This is a genomic window from Rheinheimera lutimaris (assembly GCF_013283795.1).
Classification (GTDB): Bacteria; Pseudomonadota; Gammaproteobacteria; order Enterobacterales; family Alteromonadaceae; genus Alishewanella; species Alishewanella lutimaris.
In genome coordinates, this window is the sequence record NZ_JABSOD010000009.1 from 155977 (window position 1) to 177283 (window position 21307).

The window sequence follows — 21307 nt, forward strand, 5'->3', positions numbered from 1 at the left end:
TATGGCATTTGAAAATTGGCAGTTGCAACCAGACACCCTGTTTGCGCAAGGTCCGGTCGTTCCGGTGATTGTTATCAAAGACTTAGCTGACGCCGTGCCTATGGCGAAGGCGTTACTGGCCGGCGGCATTAAGGTGCTGGAAGTTACTCTGCGTACTCCGGTAGCGCTGGATGCCATCCGCTTACTGGCGCAGGAAGTGCCCGACGCCATTGTTGGTGCTGGCACCGTCACCACGGCAGCGCAGTTACAACAGGTTGTCAATGCCGGTGCTAAGTTTGCTATCAGCCCGGGCTTAACCCGTGAGCTGTTGCAAGCCGGTAAAGATGCCGCTATTCCGCTGATCCCCGGTATTGCCAGCATTTCCGAGCTGATGGAAGGTACCGGGCTGGGCTATACACACTTTAAATTCTTCCCGGCAGAAGCTGCCGGTGGCGTGAAGACATTAAAGTCGATCCACGGCCCTTTTGCTGATATCCGCTTTTGCCCCACCGGCGGCATAAACGAGAGCAACTTTCGCGACTACCTGGCGTTACCCAACGTAAAATGTGTCGGCGGCTCCTGGATAGTACCGGACGATGCGGTTGCCGCAAAAGACTGGGCCAGAATCACCCAATTGTGTCAAACCGCAGTGGCACAAGCCAAAGGCTAAACACCACTTTGAAAACTGATTTGCTTAACGCCCGGTATTTACCGGGCGTTTGTTTTGAAATTGCGGCTGAAAACGCGTATAGTAGCGCACTTTTTGCCCTTGGCTGTTTGTCTTAATTTATCTGTCATAACCTGGTCTGGAACACACTGTGATATCAACTGCTAACATTACAATGCAATTTGGCGCTAAGCCGCTGTTTGAAAATATTTCGATTAAATTCGGCGAAGGTAATCGCTACGGTTTAATCGGCGCCAACGGCTGCGGTAAGTCTACATTTATGAAGATTTTAAGCCGTGAACTGGAGCCAAGCGCCGGTAATGTGTTTGTTGAGCCGAATCATCGTGTGGCGAAGTTAAACCAGGATCAATTTGCTTTTGAGCAGTATTCGGTTATCGATACCGTGATTATGGGCCATGGTGAGCTGTGGGCAGTTAAAGAAGAGCGTGATCGCATCTATTCCAGCGCTGAAATGAGCGAAGAAGACGGTATGAAGGTTGCCGATCTTGAAGTTGCTTTTGGCGAAATGGACGGTTATACCGCAGAATCACGCGCCGGTGAGCTGTTAATTGGTGTTGGTATTCCGGTAGAACAGCACTTTGGCCTGATGTCAGCCATTGCACCGGGCTTTAAGCTGCGGGTATTGTTAGCACAGGTGTTGTTTGCTGATCCGGAAATAATGCTGCTGGACGAACCGACCAACAACCTGGATATCAATACCATCCGCTGGTTGGAAAACGTGTTGGCTGAGCGCAACAGCACCATGGTAATTATTTCGCACGACCGTCACTTCTTAAACAGCGTTTGTACCCATATGGCCGATTTGGATTACGGCGAGCTGCGCTTATATCCGGGTAACTATGACGAATATATGTTTGCCGCTACCCAGGCCCGCGAGCGCTTATTATCTGACAATGCCAAGAAAAAAGCCCAGATAGCCGAGCTGCAAACCTTCGTCAGCCGCTTTTCTGCCAACGCCTCTAAAGCCAAACAGGCCACTTCGCGCGCCAAGCAAATTGATAAAATTCAGCTGGAAGAAGTAAAAGCCTCCAGCCGTGTAAACCCGTTTATTCGCTTTGAACAGCAAAAACAGCTGTACCGTTTAGCACTGGAAGTAGAAGGTCTGAGCAAAAGCTTTGGCGAGCTTAAGCTGTTGAAAAATCTCGGCCTTACCATTGAAGTAGGCGAAAAAGTGGCTATTTTGGGTGCCAACGGTATTGGTAAAACCACCTTACTGAAATGTTTGGTCGGTGATTTAACACCGGAGTCGGGCACGGTTAAGTGGTCGGAAAATTCCAAAATAGGTTATTACGCTCAGGATCATGCGCACGAATTCAGTGAAGCCATGACATTATTCGACTGGATGACACAGTGGAAACAACCGTCGGACGATGAGCAGGCGATTCGTGGCATATTAGGCCGGTTATTGTTCTCACAGGACGATATTAAAAAGTCAGTAAAAGTGTTATCCGGTGGTGAGAAAGGCCGGATGATGTTTGGTAAATTAATGCTGCAACGACCGAATATTCTGGTAATGGATGAACCGACTAACCACCTGGATATGGAGTCTATCGAGTCACTAAACCTGGCACTGGAACACTACAAAGGCACCTTGCTGTTTGTAAGTCATGACCGCGAATTTGTCTCGTCGCTGGCCAGCCGTATCATTGAGATTACCGATAAAGATATGCGTAATTTCGTTGGCAGCTACGAAGAATACCTCGCTGCTCAGTTGGCCGGTTAAGTTGGCCAATTAATTCCATGCGCCGGTCACTATTGACCGGCGTTTTTGTTTAAACGCTTGATTTTTCCCACTTTGCCCCCATAACTATTACAGCTGTTTCATTCACGTAGGGTTAGGCCGGCATGCTTTTGAGCCGTAGTCATTTTATACCGCCGGTTTTATGCTATGTTGCTGCTAACACCTTACTCAATCAGAGGATCTGTTATGAAAATCAATATTGGTATTAACGAAGAACAGCGTAAAGCCATTGCTGACGGTTTGTCTGTGCTATTGGCCGACAGCTACACGCTGTATTTAAAAACACACAACTATCATTGGAACGTTACCGGGCCGATGTTTCAAACCCTGCATACCTTGTTTGAAACCCAATACACCGAATTAGCGGTTGCGGTGGATGATATTGCTGAGCGTATCCGTGCTTTGGGTGAGTTTGCCCCGGGCTCTTACAAAGAGTACGCCAAACTGACCAGCATCAAAGAAGCTGATGGTATCCCCTCAGCAGAAGAGATGATTAAAGACCTGGTAAAAGGCCAGGAAGCCATTGCGAAAACCGCCCGCTCTATTGTGCCGGTAGCAGACCAGGCTTCCGATGAAGTAACGCTGGATTTACTTACCCAGCGTATGACAGTGCATGAAAAAACCGCCTGGATGTTGCGCAGCCTGGTGGCATAATCTGATCCTCTATGTAGCCCGGTTCGCCGGGCCGCATGTTCACTGCATTCAGCAAACCTGTAAAATTGTCATTCTGACAAAAAACACTAAGTTTTTCCTGCCAAAGCTTGTAAAATCGCGCCAAGCAGTAACACTTAGAGCAGACATGCTTTGTCAGCAGCGTTCTGCTGCGGGAGACTTAAGTCAATGCAAGCCTTGCAATATGCACAGAATGTTGCAGACCTTTTCGCTTTGCCGGAAGGCTACTTACGCGTTAAACAGTTAATGGACTCTGACACGGCCAGTCTGGACGAAGTCGCGGAAGTGATTTTGCTGGACCCGGTGCTAACCTCAAAGCTGTTAAAACTGGCGAACAGTGCTATTTATAATTTGCCATATCAGGTTGAAAGCGTCAGCAAAGCGTTATTAGTATTGGGTAAAACCCAGGTGTATAACCTTGTATTGAGTATTGGTATAGCCTCGGCGTGCAGCAAGGTCGATACTGCAGCCATTGATTTGGAACGGTTTTGGGAGCAAAGCGTTAACGCGGCACTGATTGCGCAATTTTTGGCGCAGTGCTGTGGTTTAAAGCCGTCAGACCGGTTTTATGTCGCCGGCTTATTACACAATATCGGTGAAATGGTGGTGTTGCACCACAACTCGCAGCAAGCAAATCAGTGTCAAAATTACACTGCAGATGAATTGCCCTGGCAGATACAACAACAGGTGCTGGGCTTTACCTACGCCCGTTGCGGTGCCGAATTGCTGCATTTATGGCAATTACCTGACAGCATCGTTGAACCGATAGCATTACAACACAGCACTAGTTTCAGCCAACAGAACAAAGCGCAGTTAATTGTCTATTTAGCCGCGCGGTTGGCATTAACCAATCAACATCCCGAGTTGTACACCAGTAAGCAACTGGTCGATCCATTTGTTTTAGAGTTGCTGGAACTGAGCCAGCCTGACATTATCCGTGCTATCGATTTTTGTAACACTGAAGGTCTGTTTATCCTGTCTGTTTTAAACCCACGGATCAGCACTATCTATTAATCTTCTGTCAGTTAGTTGTCGCTATAGCACAGCTAACTGATTATCGGGAATATCCATCCATGAGTAGTCTTGTGAAAAAAACACCTTTATATACCGCCTATGCCGGCTCAGCCTTACTGGAAACACCGTTATTAAATAAAGGCAGTGCCTTTACTGCTGAAGAGCGGCTGGCGTTTAATTTAGCCGGGTTATTACCACCGCGCTACGAAACCATTGAAGAGCAGGTAAGTCGTGCTTATATGCAATACAAGAGTTTCGATACTGCCATTAATAAACACATTTATCTGCGTGTTATTCAGGACAACAACGAAACCTTGTTTTACCGCTTGTTGCAGCAACATCTGGAAGAGATGATCCCGATTATCTACACGCCAACGGTTGGTGATGCCTGTGAGCAGTTTTCCGATATTTACCGCAGTGCCCGCGGTTTATTTATCAGTTATCAGGACAGGCATCAGTTGGATGACGTGTTGCGTAACGCGACCAAGCGCAAAGTGAAGGTAATTGTGGTTACCGACGGTGAGCGGGTGCTGGGCCTGGGCGACCAGGGTATCGGCGGCATGGGAATTTCTATCGGCAAGCTGTCACTTTATACCGCCTGTGGCGGCATCAGTCCGGCTTATACCTTACCGGTAATGCTGGATGTGGGAACCAACAACGAAAAACTGCTGAATGACCCTATGTACATGGGACTGCGGCAAAAGCGGGTAAACCAGGCTGAATACGACGAGTTTGTCGACTTGTTTATCAAGGCTGTCAAACGCCGCTGGCCGGAAGCGATTATTCAGTTTGAAGATTTTGCCCAGCCCAATGCTATGCCATTATTACAGCGTTATCGTGACCAGGTATGTTGTTTTAACGATGATATTCAGGGTACTGCAGCGGTAACGGTAGGCACCTTGCTGGCAGCGTGTCGCAGTAAAAACACGCGGTTATCAGAGCAAAAAGTGGTCTTTGTCGGCGCCGGCTCAGCCGGTTGTGGTATTGCTGAGCAAGTGATCAGCCAAATGGTGGCCGAGGGGCTCAGTGAAACACAGGCCCGTGCGCAGGTATATATGGTCGACCGCTTTGGTCTGCTTACCGACACTACCCCGGGGTTGCGGGACTTTCAGCAAGCATTAACACAATCGTCAGCTACGATTGCGCAGTGGAGTTACAGCAGTGAGTTTCCAAGTCTGCTGGATGTGATGAATTGCGCCCAACCGGGTATTTTAATCGGGGTATCCGGCCAGGCCGGTTTGTTTACTGAAGCGGTTGTTCGGGCGATGAAAAAGGGTTGTACCACACCGGTTATTTTCCCGCTGAGTAACCCGTCACGTCAGGTTGAAGCCACACCGGAGCAGGTAATTAACTGGACTGACGGCGATGTGATTATTGCCACCGGCAGTCCTTTTGCGCCGGTAGAGTTTAACGGTAAGCGTTATGCCATTGCGCAGTGTAACAACAGCTATATTTTCCCGGGCGTTGGGTTAGGCGTTATCGCCAGCAAAGCGCGGCTTATCAGCGACGAAATGTTACGTGAGGCCAGTAAAACCCTGGCGGCAGCCTCGCCGAAAGCCAATAACGGCAGCGGTGGGTTATTACCGGCCTTTACTGAACTGGCAGCATTAAGCAAAGTGATTGCGTTTAATGTTGCTAAAGTGGCCATGCAACAAGGCCTGGCATTAGAGTTGGATGATGCGCAGCTGCAACAGAAAATAGACGATAATTTCTGGGTGCCGCAATACCGGCAATATAAACGCGTCAGTGCCTGAAATTAAATCTGCTTACAATTTGTTTTAGACTAATACACTGTGGGGCGGTAGGCTGTATTTTGGTAATAACCAAAAACAACAAGGACCTTGCACTATGTATAAGTCTCTAATCGCTCTGGCTGTTGCCGGCATTGTTGCCGGCTGCAACCCGGCACCGGATACCGCTACTGTCACCCCGGTTAATGCTGCGGCAGAGCAAACACAACAATCTGAAACTGCACGGCTTAACCAGTGGTTTGAAGTTAAATACGAAGAACAATTACAACAAAGCCCGCTTCAAATGACCTTTCTGGGCCGCAAAGATAAGTACGACCAGGTTGATGACACCTCAATAGCAGCAGAAGATGAACAGATAGCCTGGCTGGCCGCCACCGTTGCTGAACTGAAAAGCAGTTTTGACTACAATAAGCTGGATCTTGAGGCACAAACCTCATATGACGTTTGGGTATACCAATACGAGCAGGCTAAAGAGGGCGTAGCCTTTCGCAAAAACGGCTATGTGTTTACCCAAATGCAGGGTATTCATGCCATGCTGCCGCAGATCATGATTAACTTTCATAAAGTAGACACTGCTGAAGACATGCAGGCCTATGTTAAGCGTATTGAAGGTATCAGCCGTGCAATAACGCAGTTGTTAGAGCGGGCACAAGCCAATGCTGAGCACGACGTGCGGCCTCCGCGGTTTGCTTATGACGGCGTATTGCAGCAAATTACTAATTTAATTAATGGCGCACCTTTTACTGAGTCAGAGCAGGATATCCCGCTGTGGAGTGATGCCAAAGGCAAAATTGACGCCCTGGTCAAAGCCGACAAACTCACCGACGAGCAGGCCAAACAGTTAGCAGCGGACACTCAAACGGCATTGCAAAACCACTTTTTACCGGCTTATACCGCATTAAAGCAATGGTTAGAGCAGGACATCGGTAACACTGATGAAATTGCTACCGGGGTAGGCAAGCAAAAAGATGGTACCGATTATTACAACTACCGGTTAAAAGTATCCACCACTACAGATCTGACCGCAGAGCAAATTCACCAAATTGGTTTAGACGAAGTTGAGCGTTTAACCAAAGAGATGATCGCCATTAAAGATCAGGTGGGCTTTAAAGGCGACTTAGCCGCGTTTTTTAAATTTATTAAAGATGATGATCAGTTCTATTATCCGGAAACCGACGAAGGCCGTGAAGGCTACCTGGAAGACTCACGCCAATATCTGGCCTTTATCAATGAGCAACTGCCGAAGTATTTCGGCATTTTGCCCAAGGCCGACTTAATCGTAAAACGGGTAGAACCGTTTCGTGAACAACCCGGCGCCGCCCAGCATTATTTCCCGGGCACACCGGATGGCGCGCGGCCCGGCATTTACTATGCGCATTTATCTGATATGCGCTCTATGCCGAAAAATGAAATGGAAGCCATTGCTTATCATGAAGGCAACCCCGGCCACCATATGCAAATTTCGATTGCGCAGGAGCTAACCACAGTACCGACTTTCCGCACTCAGGCCGGCTTTACCGCTTACTCTGAGGGCTGGGCGCTGTATTCCGAGCTGCTGGCCAAAGAAATGGGCGCCTATCAAAACCCGTATTCTGATTTTGGCCGCTTAATCACCGAGATGTGGCGTGCGGTGCGGTTGGTGGTAGATACCGGCTTACACAGCAAAGGCTGGAATGAGCAACAGGCGATAGACTACTTTATGGAAAAAACACCGATTGCTCAGGGTGCGGTTATTTCTGAAGTGCGTCGTTATATTGTTTGGCCGGGCCAGGCAACGGCATACAAAATCGGCATGATTAAAATTCAGCAATTACGCAGCAAAGCTGAAACTGAACTGGGCGATAAATTTGATATCCGCGCCTTTCATGACACCGTGCTCGGCGGCGGTGCCTTGCCGCTAAGCGTGCTGGAAAAACGGGTAAATAATTGGATAAACAGTGTAAAAGCAGCGTAATTCATAGCGTTTGCCATAAGCAGGCACCCTAAACGGTAGCCTGACCTTTTATAAAGGCTGTTCATCGTGTATGAGCAGCCTTTTTTGATCGTGCCGGCGCTAAAGCCGTATATTAGCTACATGCTAAAGCTCTGCGCCGGGTAAACGTATGGTAAATATCGTTGATAGGCCAAAGCGAACATCCGTATAGTAAGCCGCGAAAACATAACCAGCTAAGTTAAAGGACTTTAAATGACGTTGATACGCCAAACCGCCTGGCTTTGTGCCCTGTTAACACTAACGCCGTTGCAGGCGCAAGTTGCCGGCTCCGGCCGTGCCGCGCAGGTAATTACCACACCGGTTAGTTTTGAGCAGCAAATCAGCCGGGTAGAGGCGGTAGGTACCGCAGAAGCGGTGCAGTCAGTGGTGGTGTATCCGGCGGTAGGCGATAAAGTTACCGCGGTAAATTTTGTGCCGGGCCAATATGTAGAACGTGGTGATATTTTGCTGCAACTGGACTCCAGGCGCCAGCAAGTTGCGCTGGACCGGGCCAGTATTCAATTGGCTGATGCGCAGCGCACTCTTACCAGGCTGCAGGAAAGTCGCAAGCGCGGCGCTATTGCCCAGAGCGAGCTGGACGACGCTATAACAGCCAGAGACCTGATACAAGTGCAACTGGCTGAAGCAAAAACAGAGCTGGAAGACAGAACAGTGCGGGCGCCGTTTGCCGGCGTTGTCGGCCTGACTGACATTGAACAGGGCGATCGGATTAATCAGCAAAGCGCCATTACCACTATCGATAACCGTAAACAGCTGTTTATTAACTTTAGTGCGCCTGAAGCGGCTTTAGCTATTTTGCAAGGTAATGCCAGTGTTGAGCTGGAACCCTGGCAAGCAGCTGGGCAACGTATTCGCGCTGATATTCAGCAAGTTGACTCGCGCATCGACAGCCTTAACCGCAGCATCCGCGTGCGGGCGTTACTGCATAACGAAGAGGATTTATACCGGCCCGGCATGAGCTTTCGGGTAATACTGCAATTGGCCGGACAAGAATATGCAGTGATACCTGAAGCCGCTTTACTGTGGGGCGCTACCAGTGCTTATGTATGGCTGGCCGATAATGGCACAGCAAAACGGGTCGATGTACAAATTCGCCAGCGTTTAAGCGGCCGCTTACTGGTATCCGGTGCGCTGAGCGCGGGAGATGAGTTGATTATCGAGGGGGTACAAACGCTGCGTGAGGGCCAGGCAGTAAATGCGGTGTTGTCAGCAGAGTCGCTTACTGCAGCCAGGGAACGCAGCTTATGAGCCGGCCGTTACCACAAAACGATTTACCTTCGCTGTCTATCCGCCGCCCGGTACTGATTGTTGTACTTAATTTACTGATTATTATTGCCGGTTTTGCCGCGCTTAATGCCATTGAAGTACGTGAACTACCCGATGTTGACCGGCCTATAGTGTCAGTTACGGCATCGTTTCCCGGCGGCTCACCGGAAACCGTTGATACCGAAGTCACCAGCAAACTGGAAGGCGCGGTAGCCCGCGTTAGCGGCGTTAAATCGATTAATGCCTCCAGTGAAGAAGGCAGCTCACGGGTACGGGTTGAGTTTCGTCCGGGCATAAACCTCGATGATGCCGCCAACGAAACCCGTGAGGCTGTCAGCCGCGTGCAACGCGAACTTCCTGAAGCTGTTGAAAGGCTGGCCATTATCAAAGCAGACAATGATGCTGAAGCGGTGGTGAGCCTGGCAGTATCAAGCGAAACGCTGGATTTGGAAACCCTGACCGAACGGGTAGAAACCGATTTGGCCCCGTTGTTTTTAAGCATTCCCGGCGTAGCCGATGTGCGGCTGAACGGCGATCGTGAACGGGTACTGCGGGTCGTGCTTGATCCACTGCGCCTGACCAGTTTTAATCTGGCGGTAACGGATGTTGCGGCCGCACTGCGTCAAGCGCCGTTTGACGTGCCGGCCGGCAGCATGAAATCTACCGATCAGCAGTTGATTGTGCGTGCTGATGCAACGTCTGTCAGCGCTGAGCAGGTTAGCGATATTATTATCAGTGGTAATACCCGTGTCGGTGATGTGGCCACGGTGTATTTTAGCCCGGCTGACGCGCAAAGCCTGGTGCGATTGGATGGCAAGCCGGTAATAGGTTTGGGCGTGATCCGCCAGGCACGGTCTAATACTATTGAAATATCCGATGAAGTTTTAGCAATGGTAAAGCACCTGGAAAGCCGCTTTCCCGAGCTGCAAATCCAGGTAACTTCGGATGATGCCGAATTTATCCGTGGTTCGGTAAAAGAGGTTATCACCTCATTATTGCTGACCATTGCGCTGGTTGTTGCCACGCTGTGGCTGTTTATCGGCTCCGGCCGCGCCACTATAGTACCGGCCTTATCGATACCGGTGTCCCTGATAGGTGCGCTGGCAGCCATTTGGTTAATGGGCTTCTCGATTAATATTCTGACCTTACTGGCGCTGGTGTTGGCCACCGGTTTAATTGTAGATGACGCCATTGTGGTTACGGAAAATATTCAGCGCCGGCGCAGTATGGGCCTGGGCGCGCGGGCTGCCGCAGTTATCGGTACCCGCGAAGTATTTTTTGCCGTGGTGGCCACCACGGCGGTGTTGGTGGCGGTATTTGTGCCGATTGCCTTTTTGCCATCAACGGCGGGGCGCTTATTCCGTGAGTTCGGTGGTGTGCTGGCCATAGCAGTGATTATTTCTTCTTTTGTGGCCTTATCGCTGGTGCCGGCTTTAACTGCCCGGCTGCCGCTGAAACAACACAGCCGCAATAAGTTTGCCGGCATTGGTAACAGCGTATTGGCCGGTTACCGGCGCAGCTTGCATGTTGCGCTGGATAAAGCCTGGTGGGTGTTTATCGCCAGCCTGGTGGCGGCTGTCGCAGCGATAAGCCTGTATACCGTGTTGGATAATGAACTGATGCCGGCGGAAGATCGCGGCAGTATCCGTATTTTTGCCCGCGGTCCGGATGGGGTCGGCTTAAACTTTATGGACCGCCAGGCTGACAAAATGGAAGATATTTTATTGCCTTACGTTAACGGCGGTAATATCGACTCCATCTACACCGTGGTGGGCCAATGGGACCCCAATTTAGTGTTTATTACCGTGCCGTTAAAAAACTGGAGCGAGCGCGACGCCTCACAACAAGAGATTATCAACCAAATCAGTGGTCCGCTGGCGGCTATCCCCGGGGCGCCGGCACGGGCTTTTGGCTCAAACAGCCTGAATTTGCGCGGTCAGGGCGGTGGTCTTGAGCTGGCTCTTACCGGTGAAAGTTATGCCGGTATTTTTGCTGCAGCCCAGGCGTTTTCTAAGGTGATACAACAGCAATTGCCGGAACTTGGCATGCCGCGAATTTCATATCAGCCAACTCAACCACAGTTACGGGTGAATATAGACCGGCGTCGCGCAGAAGAGTTGGGGGTGCCTTTATCCGATATAGCTGCGACCTTACGGGTTGCCATTAATGGTGATGATTTAGCGGATCTTAACGTAGGCGATCAGGCCATCCCCGTTATTCTTCAGGCTAACACGACACAGGTTAAAGATCCGACCGACCTGGCGAATTTGTATGTCGGCTCAAACAACGGCAGTTTAGTGCCGTTATCCAGCCTGGCCTACATTTCAGAAGAGGGCGTAGCCGCTGAGCTTGAGCGTCAGGCACAGCGCCGTGCTATCGAGATGGAAATGCAATTGCCGGCCGGGCTGTCTATTCAGCAGGTGGTAGAACAATTGCGTGCCCTGGCAGAGCAACATTTACCGGCCAATATTGGTTTGGTGTTTTTAGGCGAAGCGCAAACCTTTGAAGAGACCGCCCGCGAAGTCACGCTAACCTACGTGCTGGCGTTTATTATTGTACTGCTGGTGTTAGCGGCGCAGTTTGAAAGCCTGAACAGTGCAGTAGTAGTAATGGCTACCGTACCCTTTGGTATTGCTGCAGCCTTGTTTGCCCTGTTTTTAACCGGCACCTCTATCAATATTTACTCGCAAATCGGCCTGGTGATGCTGATAGGTTTGTTGGCAAAAAATGCTATTCTGCTGGTCGAATTTGCCGACCAACTGCGCGACCAGGGTTATAAAGTACGCGAAGCAGTAGAACAAGCCGCTGCCATCCGCTTAAGGCCGATTATTATGACGTTGTTATCTACCTTGCTTGGCGGTCTGCCGTTAATTTTATCCAGCGGCGCCGGCGCCGAAGCCCGCAATGCTATTGGCTGGGTGGTTTTTGGCGGCCTGGGCATTGCGGTGGTGTTTACGCTGTATTTAACCCCGGTGCTGTATCTGGCGCTGGCCCGGTTTGCTAAGCCGCGGGCAGATGAAACCACACGCTTGCAAACCGAGTTAGACCAGGCGGAGCAATTAGAGCAAGCTTAAGGAGAATATTATTAACAGCATAAGTGCAGCGGCAACGCCGGGTGAGGCAGACTTATGGTTTCTGCCGCTTGGCGGTACCGGCGAAATAGGCATGAACCTGAATTTGTATGGTCATGCCGGCCGCTGGCTGATGGTGGATTGCGGTGTAACCTTTAACAGCCCGCTGGCACCGCAGCGCGATGGCACAGAAAATGTTATGCAAGCTGAAGTATTGGCGGCTGATCCGGGCTTTATCAGTGCGCAAAAAGAAAACTTATGCGGCATTGTTATTACCCATGCGCATGAAGATCATATCGGTGCCTTGCCACAATTGTGGCCACGCTTTAACTGCCCGGTGTATACCACGCCCTTTACCGCGGAAATATTGCGCCGCAAACTGGCCGGCACCGGCTTGCTGGATAAAATGCCGCTGATAGAGATAGCAAGCGGGGCCACGCTGAATGTCGGCCCGTTTTGTTTGCATTGGCTGGCAATTACCCACTCTATTCCTGAGCCGCATGCGCTGCTGATTAAAACGGCTGCCGGCAACGTATTTCATACCGCAGACTGGAAAATGGATGCCGGCCCCATTGTTGGCCGTGCCTTTAAAGATGCAGTATTTAAACGACTGGTACAGCACAATATTACCGCTATGGTGTGCGATTCCACCAATGCGCTGCGCGACGGGTTTTCTGTCTCAGAAACAGACTGCGCGGCGGCATTGCATCAGGTGATCAAGGCGGCAAGCGGCAGAGTGGTGGTTAGCGGCTTTAGCTCCAATGTTGGCCGGCTTATTTCACTGGCGCGCATTGCGGCAAAAACCGGTCGTTACCTGGCACTGCTTGGCCGTTCGCTGAATAATATGGTAGGCGCCGCCCGTGCTACCGGTTACTGGCCGGATGAACTTACCGTGGTAGACGCGGCGCATATTGGTTATCTGCCCAAAGAAGAAGTACTGGTTATTGCCACCGGCTCCCAGGGCGAACCGCGGGCTGCCCTTAGCCGGCTGGCAGATGATAACCATCCGCTGTTGTTACTGGAGCAGGGAGATTTGGTCATTTTCAGTTCTATCATCATTCCCGGCAATGAAATGCTGATCAGCCGGTTGGTAGAGAAGTTTCATGCCCGCAAAATTCAAACCTTACAAAGCCACGATACTGAGCTGCCGGTGCATGTATCAGGACACCCGAACCGCGGTGAGCTGGATTTACTGTATCGTTGGGTACAGCCACAAATCGCGGTACCGGTGCATGGCGAGGCAGCGCACTTAGCGGCTAATGCGGCAGTCGCCAAAGCTGCCGGCGTGCCGCAGCAGCTTACCGGTTTAAACGGCGATTTATTTGTGCTGGCACCGACACCGCGCCTATGGCCGGGGTTTACCAAGGCAGGGCGCATTGCTATACAACAACACTGAGCTTAACAGCGAAAACTTACGTAATCACAGGTAGTTTTGTTAAATAAACCTATGTTGAGTAGTGGTCATATTATTGCAGGTGGTTATGTCTTCAGATTCTAAAGTGCCGGTAAACCGGTTGTCGCGATTGGGTAATTTGGCGTCGTTAGCAAGTCGGGTTGCCGGCGGTATGGTGGCCGAGGGCGCGCGTCAGCTGGCTCAGGGTAACAGACCCACTAAAGCCGGTATGTTACTTACTACCGCTAATGTGCGCCGTGTCGCCGACAAACTAGCGCATTTACGTGGCGCAGCGATGAAAGTGGGGCAGCTGCTGTCAATGGACGCCGGGGACATGTTACCGCCGGAGCTGAGCGATATTTTGGCCCGCTTACGCGCCGGCGCCAACCCGATGTTGCCAAAGCAACTAACGCAGGTATTACGCACTGAACTGGGCGAAAACTGGCTGTCACATTTCAGTGATTTCAGCTATCAGCCGCTGGCAGCAGCTTCTATCGGTCAGGTACACCTGGCCTATCATGATAACGGCACCCGGCTGGCAGTAAAGGTGCAATACCCGGGTATAAAAGACAGCATCGACAGCGATGTGGACAATGTCGCCAGCTTGCTGCGCATCAGTGGTTTGTTGCCTGAAGCCGTAGATTACCAAAGCCTGTTACAGCAGGCCAAACTGCAACTTAAAAACGAAGCCGATTATTTATCGGAAGCGGCATACTTGCAGCGCTATCGTGATTTTTTGCAGCACGATAATGCCTATTTATTGCCCGAGCCGTTTATGGCGATCAGTACCGCCAATATTCTGTGCATGAGTTATGTCGACGGGGTGGCAATAGAGTCTTTACAACAGGATAGCCAGGCAGAACGTGACAGGGTAATGCAGTTGCTGTTCAGTCTGTTTTTTCGAGAGCTGTTTGAGTTTAAATTGGTGCAAACGGATCCGAATTTCGCCAATTACCTGTATAACCGCGCAACGGGGCAACTGGTGTTACTGGATTTTGGAGCCTGTCGCGATTATCCGCCGGCTTTTAGTAACGCGTATCGTAATTTATTTGCGGCTGCTATTATTGATGACCAGCACGCAATAGATAAGGCCCTGACAGATATCGGCTTTTTTAGTCAGCATATTCAGCCCGGGCAAAAGCAGGCTGTCATTAATTTAGTGCAGTTGGCCTGTGAGCCGTTAAAACAACAGCGGTTTGATTTTGGCCAGAGCGATCTGGCCCGCCGGCTGCGCGATGCCGGCACTGCATTAAGCCTGAAACAAGACTACTGGCATACGCCACCGGTTGATGCGCTGTTTTTGCACCGCAAAATTGCCGGTTTATATTTGTTAGCGGCCAAACTTAATGCCGGCGTTAATGTGCGCGGGCTGCTGCAACCTTATTTAGCACCGGAGGCTGAATGACGCTTTTTTACCGTTCTGCTGTCGCGGCAGCCACGTTAATCTGCCTGCCGCTGTCGGCAGAACAGCCGGCATTACCGTTGTGGGAAGCTGGTGTAGTGGGCATTAATGTTAATCAGTTGGCGTATCCGGGCTCCGATCAACTGGTGCGGCGCAATTTTGTTTTGCCCTACCTGGTGTATCGCGGTGATATTTTGCGCGCCGATCGCGATAATGTCGGCTTAAGAGCGTTTAAAACCGATAGTTTAGAGCTGGATGTGGGTTTTGCCGGCTCTTTGGGCTCGTCAGACACCGATATTGCCGTGCGTGACGGTATGAAAAACTTAGGTACCTTAATAGAAGCCGGCCCGCGCTTACGCTGGACCTTAAGTGAAGATGTATTTGGCGCCAGAGTGCGGGCTGATTTTCCGCTGCGTGCCGTATTTGATTTAAGCAACAGCCTTAATTATAACGGTGTCAGTTTTGAACCCGGCCTGTATGCCGATATCACCACAGCAAAGGGTACCTTTTATGCATTGGGTGCCAGCGCAGTGTTTGGCAGTGAAAAGCTCAGTGATTACTTTTATCAGGTATCCGCCGCCGATGTAACGCCAAACCGGCCATTGTTTAATGCACAAGGCGGTTTAATTGCGCTGCGCGGCTCTGTAAGTGTTGGCAAACGATTTACGCCCAAATGGCGTGGCTTTGGTTTTGGCCGTTATGAGTCGACACAGGGCGCTAAAAATGCCGACAGCCCGCTGTTAGTAGAGCGCAGCGGCTGGTCATTTGGTGTTGGGGTAACCTATATCTGGGCAGAGTCGGCGCAAAAAGTAGCCTATTAAACCGGCGGCGCTGCATTGCGGCGCCGGTGATAAACCGCTACTGATGCATTACAGTTTAAAGGCCGCAAAATCGTCGTTGCTGTGACGTTCAGGCAGTTGCGGCCCGTCGCCAAAGTTACGGTTAACAATGTAACCGCGTTTAACCGCAGGGCGCGCATCAAGCTGTTTTGCCCAGCGCATTAAATGCGTGTAGCTTTGGGTATCTAAAAACTCTGCTGCATTGTAAGCACGGTTTAACGCTATACCGCCATACCACGGCCAAATGGCCATATCGGCAATGCTGTATTCATCGCCGGCGACAAACTCATACTTAGCCAGTTGTTTATCTAACACGTCTAACTGGCGTTTGGTTTCCATGGCATAACGGTTTATCGGGTATTCAAACTTTTCCGGGGCGTACGCATAAAAGTGGCCAAAGCCACCCCCAACAAAGGGGGCACTGCCCATTTGCCAAAACAGCCAGTTCAGCACTTCGGTGCGTTTGGCGTGGTCTTTGGGTAAAAAGGCACCGAACTTTTCCGCCAGGTACAACAATATAGAGCCGGACTCGAACACCCTGGTACCGGTGGTAGTATCCAGCAGCGCCGGAATTTTAGAATTAGGGTTTAGCTCAACAAAGCCACTGCCAAACTGCTCGCCGTCTTTAATACTGATCAGCCAGGCGTCGTATTCAGCGTTTTTATGTCCTGCGGCCAGTAATTCTTCCAGCATAATGTTGACTTTAACGCCGTTAGGCGTTGCCAGAGAGTATAACTGCAACGGCTGTTTACCAACCGGCAGGGTTTTGTCATGCGTCGCACCGGCTACCGGGCGGTTAATGGCTGCAAACTGGCCGCCATTTTCGGCGTCCCACTGCCAGACTTTGGGCGGGGTATACTGTTGGCTCATAATGGCTCCTTAAACCGGGCGTTGAAAATATATATACGATGAACAGACTTACACAGGATATAGTTACGCAGGCAAAATATCTCAAGAGGCTGACAAGTAACATGCATACCACTTTGTTCTACCAGATAACCAAACCAACTAACCGCTATGCAGCTTAAATGGCTTAATTCGCTGACACAGGTATCGCCGCAGCAGTGGGATGCTTTGTTTACCAACGATAACAACGACAAAAATCCGTTTTGCCGGCATGCGTTTTTATTGGCGCTGGAGCAGGGCGGCAGTGTTGGTGCCGGCGCTGCTTTGCATCATAGCGGCTGGCAGAGCCAACATCTTACGTTGTGGCAGGACGACGTTTTACTGGCTGCGGTACCCGGCTATATTAAAAGCCACTCATACGGCGAATACCTGTTCGACTGGCAAATTGCCGATGCGTACCGCCAGTATCAGCTGCCGTATTACCCGAAATGGATAGCGGCCATCCCGTTTACGCCGGTTACCGGGCCCAGGTTTGGCGTGCTCAGCCGCGACCTTACCGACAGCCTGTTGCCGCATATCTGTGCTGCACTAAAGCAGCGCCTTGCAGCACAGGATTTTTGCAGCGTGCAGTGGCTGTACAGCAGCGCGCAATTACAGCAAAGCCTGACAGAGCAGGGCTTTTTAGCCCGGCATGATGTGCAGTTTTTATGGCACAACGCCGGTTATCATCAGTTTGACGATTTTTTACAGCAACTTGACGGTCGCAAGCGCAAACAACTTCGTAAAGAACGTAGCAAAACAGCCGGTTTTACCCTTAAAACCCTGCATGGCGACGAACTTAGCGCTGCGGATTGGCAAGCGGTGATCCGCTGTTACCAGGCGACCTATTTAAAGCGCTCCGGTCATCGGGGTTATATCAGCGAACAAAGCTTTATGGCATTGGCGCAAATGATGCCCGGCAACATAGTGGTATTTGCCGCTTTTGCCGGCCCATCTGAAGAGCACAATACTGAGAGTATGGCAGAGAGCACAGCAGAGAGCATGATTGCCGCCGCGCTGTGTTTTAAAAGCGGCGATACCTTATTCGGCCGTTACTGGGGCGCGCTTATCGATGCAGAGCACCTGCATTTTGAGCTGTGCTATTACCAGGGTATTGAATACTGTATTCAGCATGGTTTGCGCTACTTTGATGCCGGTGCCCAGGGCGAGCATAAACTTAAACGCGGTTTTGCGCCGGTAATGCGTTATGGCAGCTATTTGTTTGCAGAAACGCCGCTAAGCGGGGCTATTGCAGGCTATTTTGAAAAAGAAACTTGCCAGCTACGGCACTATCAAACTGAGGCTGTTTTGAAGCTTCCTTATATCAAAAAGCAATGTAACATGCCGGATCGGTAAAATATGCAAGAAATTTTTAACAGGCCTTATCAAGTGAGCCATCTATAACGTTAATTAGGTATTAACAGATATTAAGTGGCGTAATCGTTTTTTACTTCTATCATTTAATCTGACTCAAGTGAAACGGGCTAATATTTGATGGCTGCATCTAAAATCCAGGTTGAAAACTTACCTGTAAAACACAGTAAAGAGGTTTTTTTACTGCAATTAGTCAGTCAGCTCAGTAAAACTCTTGAAGATGTTGTTGGTTTAGAGGATGCCGAAGGTTTTATCAGTTTGGTTGGTACCCGAATAGGAAAGCTTTTGAATGCTGACTACCATACAGCGTCTTGTGTAAATGAAAGTTTCGATTTGGAAACCGTTGCCCGTGTTTTGGTAGATTTAAAACATCGTATTGATGGTAATTTTAAAATTGATTCATTGAGTCCGGATAAGATTGTTCTTTTAAATTCTCGCTGTCCTTTTGGTGATAAAGTTATTGGCAAACCCTCTTTATGTATGATGACTTCGAATGTTTTTGGCCGAATTACTGCAGATAATCTTGGTTATGCTAAAGTCGAGCTGGATGAGACAATTGCAAAATCTGATGGGCGTTGCCGAATAGTTATTCACTTGGTTTATGAGCAAGCGGAAGATAATTCTGCACGCGAATATTTTCAGGATACTACCTCAGACCGTCAGTAGGAAAGGAGGCTGACTTGCCTATTATCAATTCTGCTGATGGTATAATCGAATGCTTTAAGGAGGCTATTTTTATATGTACAACTGCTGGTGAAGTAGTACAAAGTAACTCTTCCGCTAATTCTCTCTTTAATACTTTTCAGTACGACTTTAGCCATAATGTTGTTAATTGGCTAACTACGCATCATCAACAATTTGTTGAGTGGTTTCACATAAGTACCATTCAAACGGGGATTGTAAAAGGCAATATTAATCTGCCGGTTAATAATGAGTTTCGTCGTTATACAACACATCTCTGCGGTATACGTGAGAACGCCGTCACAAAACCTTACGCTGTTTTGATCAGGCTTGAGCCCAAAATGCGCAATATGGATTTCCAATTTCAAGATCTAAAACAACATATGCAACAAGTTAATCAGCATTTAAAAGTGGAATATCGTCATGCACACCAAGACGAGCTAACGGGGCTTTACAATCGACGTCACTTTTATAGCGTAGCGTCGCGAGGCTACAACAACCTGGTTAACTCTACAAGCGCAGGTTGCCTGGTTATGCTTGATATTGATAATTTCAAAAAAATTAATGATGTTCACGGCCACGAGGCTGGCGATACCGTTTTAGCGCAGGTTGCTGCTATTCTAACAAACAACAGCCGCAATGAAGATATTCCTACCCGCTGGGGCGGCGAAGAGTTTATGTTGTTTTTGCGTAATATAAACGTGACGGACGCTCTGATCATAATCGACCGGATAAGAACATCAATTGCGTCTAACACTTTTATATACGGCTCTACTGATATTTATGTCACGGTAAGTATAGGCGTATGTTCATTGCAGCAGTCTCTTGATGAGACAATAAGATGTTGTGATGCAGCTTTATACACAGCGAAACGAAGCGGAAAAAACATGGTAATAGTTCATCAAGATTGACATGTTAACTACGTATGAACTGCAGCAGGCGGTTATTTGCCGGCATGCTGTGATCCTGCTGTAAGCTGAAGCCTGAGGCGCCGGCCAAAGCAACCACCGCGGCTATATCACGAATACCCATCGCCGGGTCACGGCTTTTTAAGCTGGCATCAAAGGCGCGGTTACTGTCGCTGGTAAAACGGCCGTTATAGTTAAACGGGCCATAGATACACAACGTTGCCTCTGCTGTACAAAAGTCGTTTAAGCGCGCAAATAACTGCTGCACTACCGGCCACGGCATAATATGCAGGGTATTGGCGCTAAACACGGCGTCATAACCTTTAACCGTTGGCGCCGCCGCGTCGCGAATATCCAACAGCAATGGCAAGGGCAGGTTAGGCAACGCTGCGCGGCGCAGCCTCTCGGTTAAATCAGGCAAATACAGCGCTTGATCCGATGCCTGCCAGTTAAGATGCGGCATGCCGGCAGCAAAATGCACAGCATGTTGGCCGGTACCGCTACCCACTTCCAGTACATTGCGGCAATTGGCAAATGCCTGTTGCAACAGCGCTAAAATCGGCGCTTTGTTGTTTTCACAGGCTTGCGAGAAGGGCAGATCGCTTTGCATAGTTTGTACAACCTTTGTCGTTTTTAAGGAGATTAAACGTGCACAAGAGTAACATCTTTGCAGTAAACAAGTGAATGAGTTCAACGCCGGAAGGTTCTGATTTTAAAAGTAACTAAAGTTAAAAGATAGCTTGCCGACAACAAGTTAATAACCAAAGCTGCAAGGTAAGTGATGTGAAAGTTAACTCCTCCTATACAGATCCGGCATCGAAAATTATATCGAACGGTGCTGCCATTGAAGTCAACAAACCGCTAAACAGTAAAGAGCAGTTAAACAGCGAGCTTGGGCGCCTGGCCGCGGACATTTATCACAAAGGTGAACACCAGGAAGCTGAGCCGGTTTACAACAGGGCGATGACGATAACAATAACAATGGTTGGTGCCGGGTTGACCAAAGAAGCCGAAGAACAAGAAGTAACTACTATTTCCAGGGCAAGCGCCAACCTTTATATGCCAAGTGGTGAGGTATCCAAGTCTGTTGAAAAAATGTTCTCTCAATATGGCAAGATCATGGCAGAGATAGCCAGCGAACTGCCTTCTTTAGCCGGTAAAAATTGGGGCCTGTCAATTAATCAATCAGGCGAACCGGAAGTTACCGGCTCACTCAGCGATGCTGAAAAAGCATTAATAGCTGAGAAGTTTACCAGCAATAAAGATTTTGTTGCCGCCGCTAAAGACTTTAAGTCAGGCTACCTGAAATACACTGAGCTCAGTGTAAGAGGCTGGTCAAACTATGACGTAAATGAAGAGAATTTTTCTAAGGTATTTGATTTAAAGGAGATATTGGACAACGTGCAAGGTAATGAAGCCTTTAAAAAAGCCTGGGGTAAAGACTTTAGCTGGCTTGAGCTTAACGATAATATTTCAGCTCAACTAAGCCGAAATGCGGAAAAACTTTAATCTATAGCGTCAGGCTATACTTGGCGGTAGCATTTAATAAGACTTAACATAATGGACGTTTGAATTACGGGGCTTAAGCCCCGTTTTTATTTTTAGTTAAGGGAATGGTAATACCCCCTAAAAATAACTGACGTCAAAAGT

Annotated in this window: 17 protein-coding genes; 15 read left to right on the forward strand and 2 right to left on the reverse strand. The window is 49.3% G+C overall.

Annotated features, from left to right (window positions below):
• Nucleotide 1: 1 nt before the first annotated feature.
• The 11 genes from HRH59_RS11265 to HRH59_RS11315 all read left to right on the forward strand — a co-directional run bounded on the left by HRH59_RS11265 (nucleotide 2) and on the right by HRH59_RS11315 (nucleotide 15791).
• Nucleotides 2–649, forward strand: coding sequence for a bifunctional 4-hydroxy-2-oxoglutarate aldolase/2-dehydro-3-deoxy-phosphogluconate aldolase (locus HRH59_RS11265; RefSeq protein WP_173501359.1), 648 nt, complete (start codon nucleotides 2–4; stop codon nucleotides 647–649).
• Between the two features lie 148 nt (nucleotides 650–797).
• Nucleotides 798–2390, forward strand: coding sequence for an ABC-F family ATPase (locus tag HRH59_RS11270; protein WP_173501360.1), 1593 nt, complete (start codon nucleotides 798–800; stop codon nucleotides 2388–2390).
• A gap of 204 nt (nucleotides 2391–2594) precedes the next feature.
• Nucleotides 2595–3062: a Dps family protein gene (locus tag HRH59_RS11275; RefSeq protein WP_173501361.1), complete on the forward strand. Its 468-nt coding sequence runs from the start codon at nucleotides 2595–2597 to the stop codon at nucleotides 3060–3062.
• Between the two features lie 186 nt (nucleotides 3063–3248).
• Nucleotides 3249–4094 carry an HDOD domain-containing protein gene (locus tag HRH59_RS11280; RefSeq protein WP_173501362.1) on the forward strand — a complete coding sequence of 282 codons (846 nt, stop codon included), beginning with the start codon at nucleotides 3249–3251 and terminating at the stop codon, nucleotides 4092–4094.
• A gap of 71 nt (nucleotides 4095–4165) precedes the next feature.
• Nucleotides 4166–5848 (forward strand): NAD-dependent malic enzyme, encoded by a 1683-nt coding sequence (locus tag HRH59_RS11285; RefSeq protein ID WP_331460172.1) that lies wholly within the window; start codon nucleotides 4166–4168, stop codon nucleotides 5846–5848.
• Between the two features lie 94 nt (nucleotides 5849–5942).
• Nucleotides 5943–7799, forward strand: coding sequence for a DUF885 domain-containing protein (locus HRH59_RS11290; RefSeq protein WP_173501364.1), 1857 nt, complete (start codon nucleotides 5943–5945; stop codon nucleotides 7797–7799).
• A gap of 231 nt (nucleotides 7800–8030) precedes the next feature.
• Nucleotides 8031–9086 (forward strand): efflux RND transporter periplasmic adaptor subunit, encoded by a 1056-nt coding sequence (locus tag HRH59_RS11295; RefSeq protein WP_173501365.1) that lies wholly within the window; start codon nucleotides 8031–8033, stop codon nucleotides 9084–9086.
• Nucleotides 9083–12178 carry an efflux RND transporter permease subunit gene (locus HRH59_RS11300; RefSeq protein ID WP_173501366.1) on the forward strand — a complete coding sequence of 1032 codons (3096 nt, stop codon included), beginning with the start codon at nucleotides 9083–9085 and terminating at the stop codon, nucleotides 12176–12178. The genes HRH59_RS11295 and HRH59_RS11300 overlap by 4 nt, the downstream gene beginning before the upstream one ends.
• Nucleotides 12179–12269: 91 nt before the next feature.
• Nucleotides 12270–13571 carry a ribonuclease J gene (locus HRH59_RS11305; RefSeq protein ID WP_173501367.1) on the forward strand — a complete coding sequence of 434 codons (1302 nt, stop codon included), beginning with the start codon at nucleotides 12270–12272 and terminating at the stop codon, nucleotides 13569–13571.
• Nucleotides 13572–13656: 85 nt separating this feature from the next.
• A complete protein-coding gene (locus HRH59_RS11310; RefSeq protein WP_173501368.1) occupies nucleotides 13657–14973 on the forward strand; it encodes an ABC1 kinase family protein in 1317 nt (438 codons plus the stop codon).
• Complete coding sequence (locus tag HRH59_RS11315; RefSeq protein WP_173501369.1) at nucleotides 14970–15791, forward strand: MipA/OmpV family protein; 822 nt, start codon at nucleotides 14970–14972, stop codon at nucleotides 15789–15791. The genes HRH59_RS11310 and HRH59_RS11315 overlap by 4 nt, the downstream gene beginning before the upstream one ends.
• Before the next feature lie 48 nt (nucleotides 15792–15839).
• On the opposite strand, the gene yghU is transcribed toward HRH59_RS11315, so the two are convergent.
• On the reverse strand, nucleotides 15840–16679 hold the full coding sequence (yghU, locus tag HRH59_RS11320; protein WP_173501370.1) for a glutathione-dependent disulfide-bond oxidoreductase: 840 nt from the start codon (nucleotides 16677–16679) through the stop codon (nucleotides 15840–15842).
• A gap of 147 nt (nucleotides 16680–16826) precedes the next feature.
• Here yghU and HRH59_RS11325 point away from each other — a divergent pair, with 147 nt between their 5' ends.
• From HRH59_RS11325 to HRH59_RS11335, 3 genes are all read left to right on the forward strand, one after another.
• Nucleotides 16827–18050, forward strand: a complete 1224-nt coding sequence (locus HRH59_RS11325) for a GNAT family N-acetyltransferase (RefSeq protein WP_173501371.1) — start codon at nucleotides 16827–16829, stop codon at nucleotides 18048–18050.
• Nucleotides 18051–18188: 138 nt separating this feature from the next.
• Entirely contained in the window at nucleotides 18189–18734 is a 546-nt protein-coding gene (locus HRH59_RS11330) for a methanogen output domain 1-containing protein (RefSeq protein ID WP_173501372.1), read from the forward strand.
• 14 nt (nucleotides 18735–18748) lie between these two features.
• Nucleotides 18749–19660 (forward strand): GGDEF domain-containing protein, encoded by a 912-nt coding sequence (locus HRH59_RS11335; RefSeq protein ID WP_173501373.1) that lies wholly within the window; start codon nucleotides 18749–18751, stop codon nucleotides 19658–19660.
• Nucleotides 19661–19664: 4 nt separating this feature from the next.
• On the opposite strand, the gene HRH59_RS11340 is transcribed toward HRH59_RS11335, so the two are convergent.
• Nucleotides 19665–20267, reverse strand: coding sequence for a DUF938 domain-containing protein (locus tag HRH59_RS11340; RefSeq protein ID WP_173501374.1), 603 nt, complete (start codon nucleotides 20265–20267; stop codon nucleotides 19665–19667).
• A 173-nt stretch (nucleotides 20268–20440) separates the two neighbouring features.
• Here HRH59_RS11340 and HRH59_RS11345 point away from each other — a divergent pair, with 173 nt between their 5' ends.
• Nucleotides 20441–21166 carry a hypothetical protein gene (locus HRH59_RS11345; protein ID WP_173501375.1) on the forward strand — a complete coding sequence of 242 codons (726 nt, stop codon included), beginning with the start codon at nucleotides 20441–20443 and terminating at the stop codon, nucleotides 21164–21166.
• Nucleotides 21167–21307: the final 141 nt, after the last annotated feature.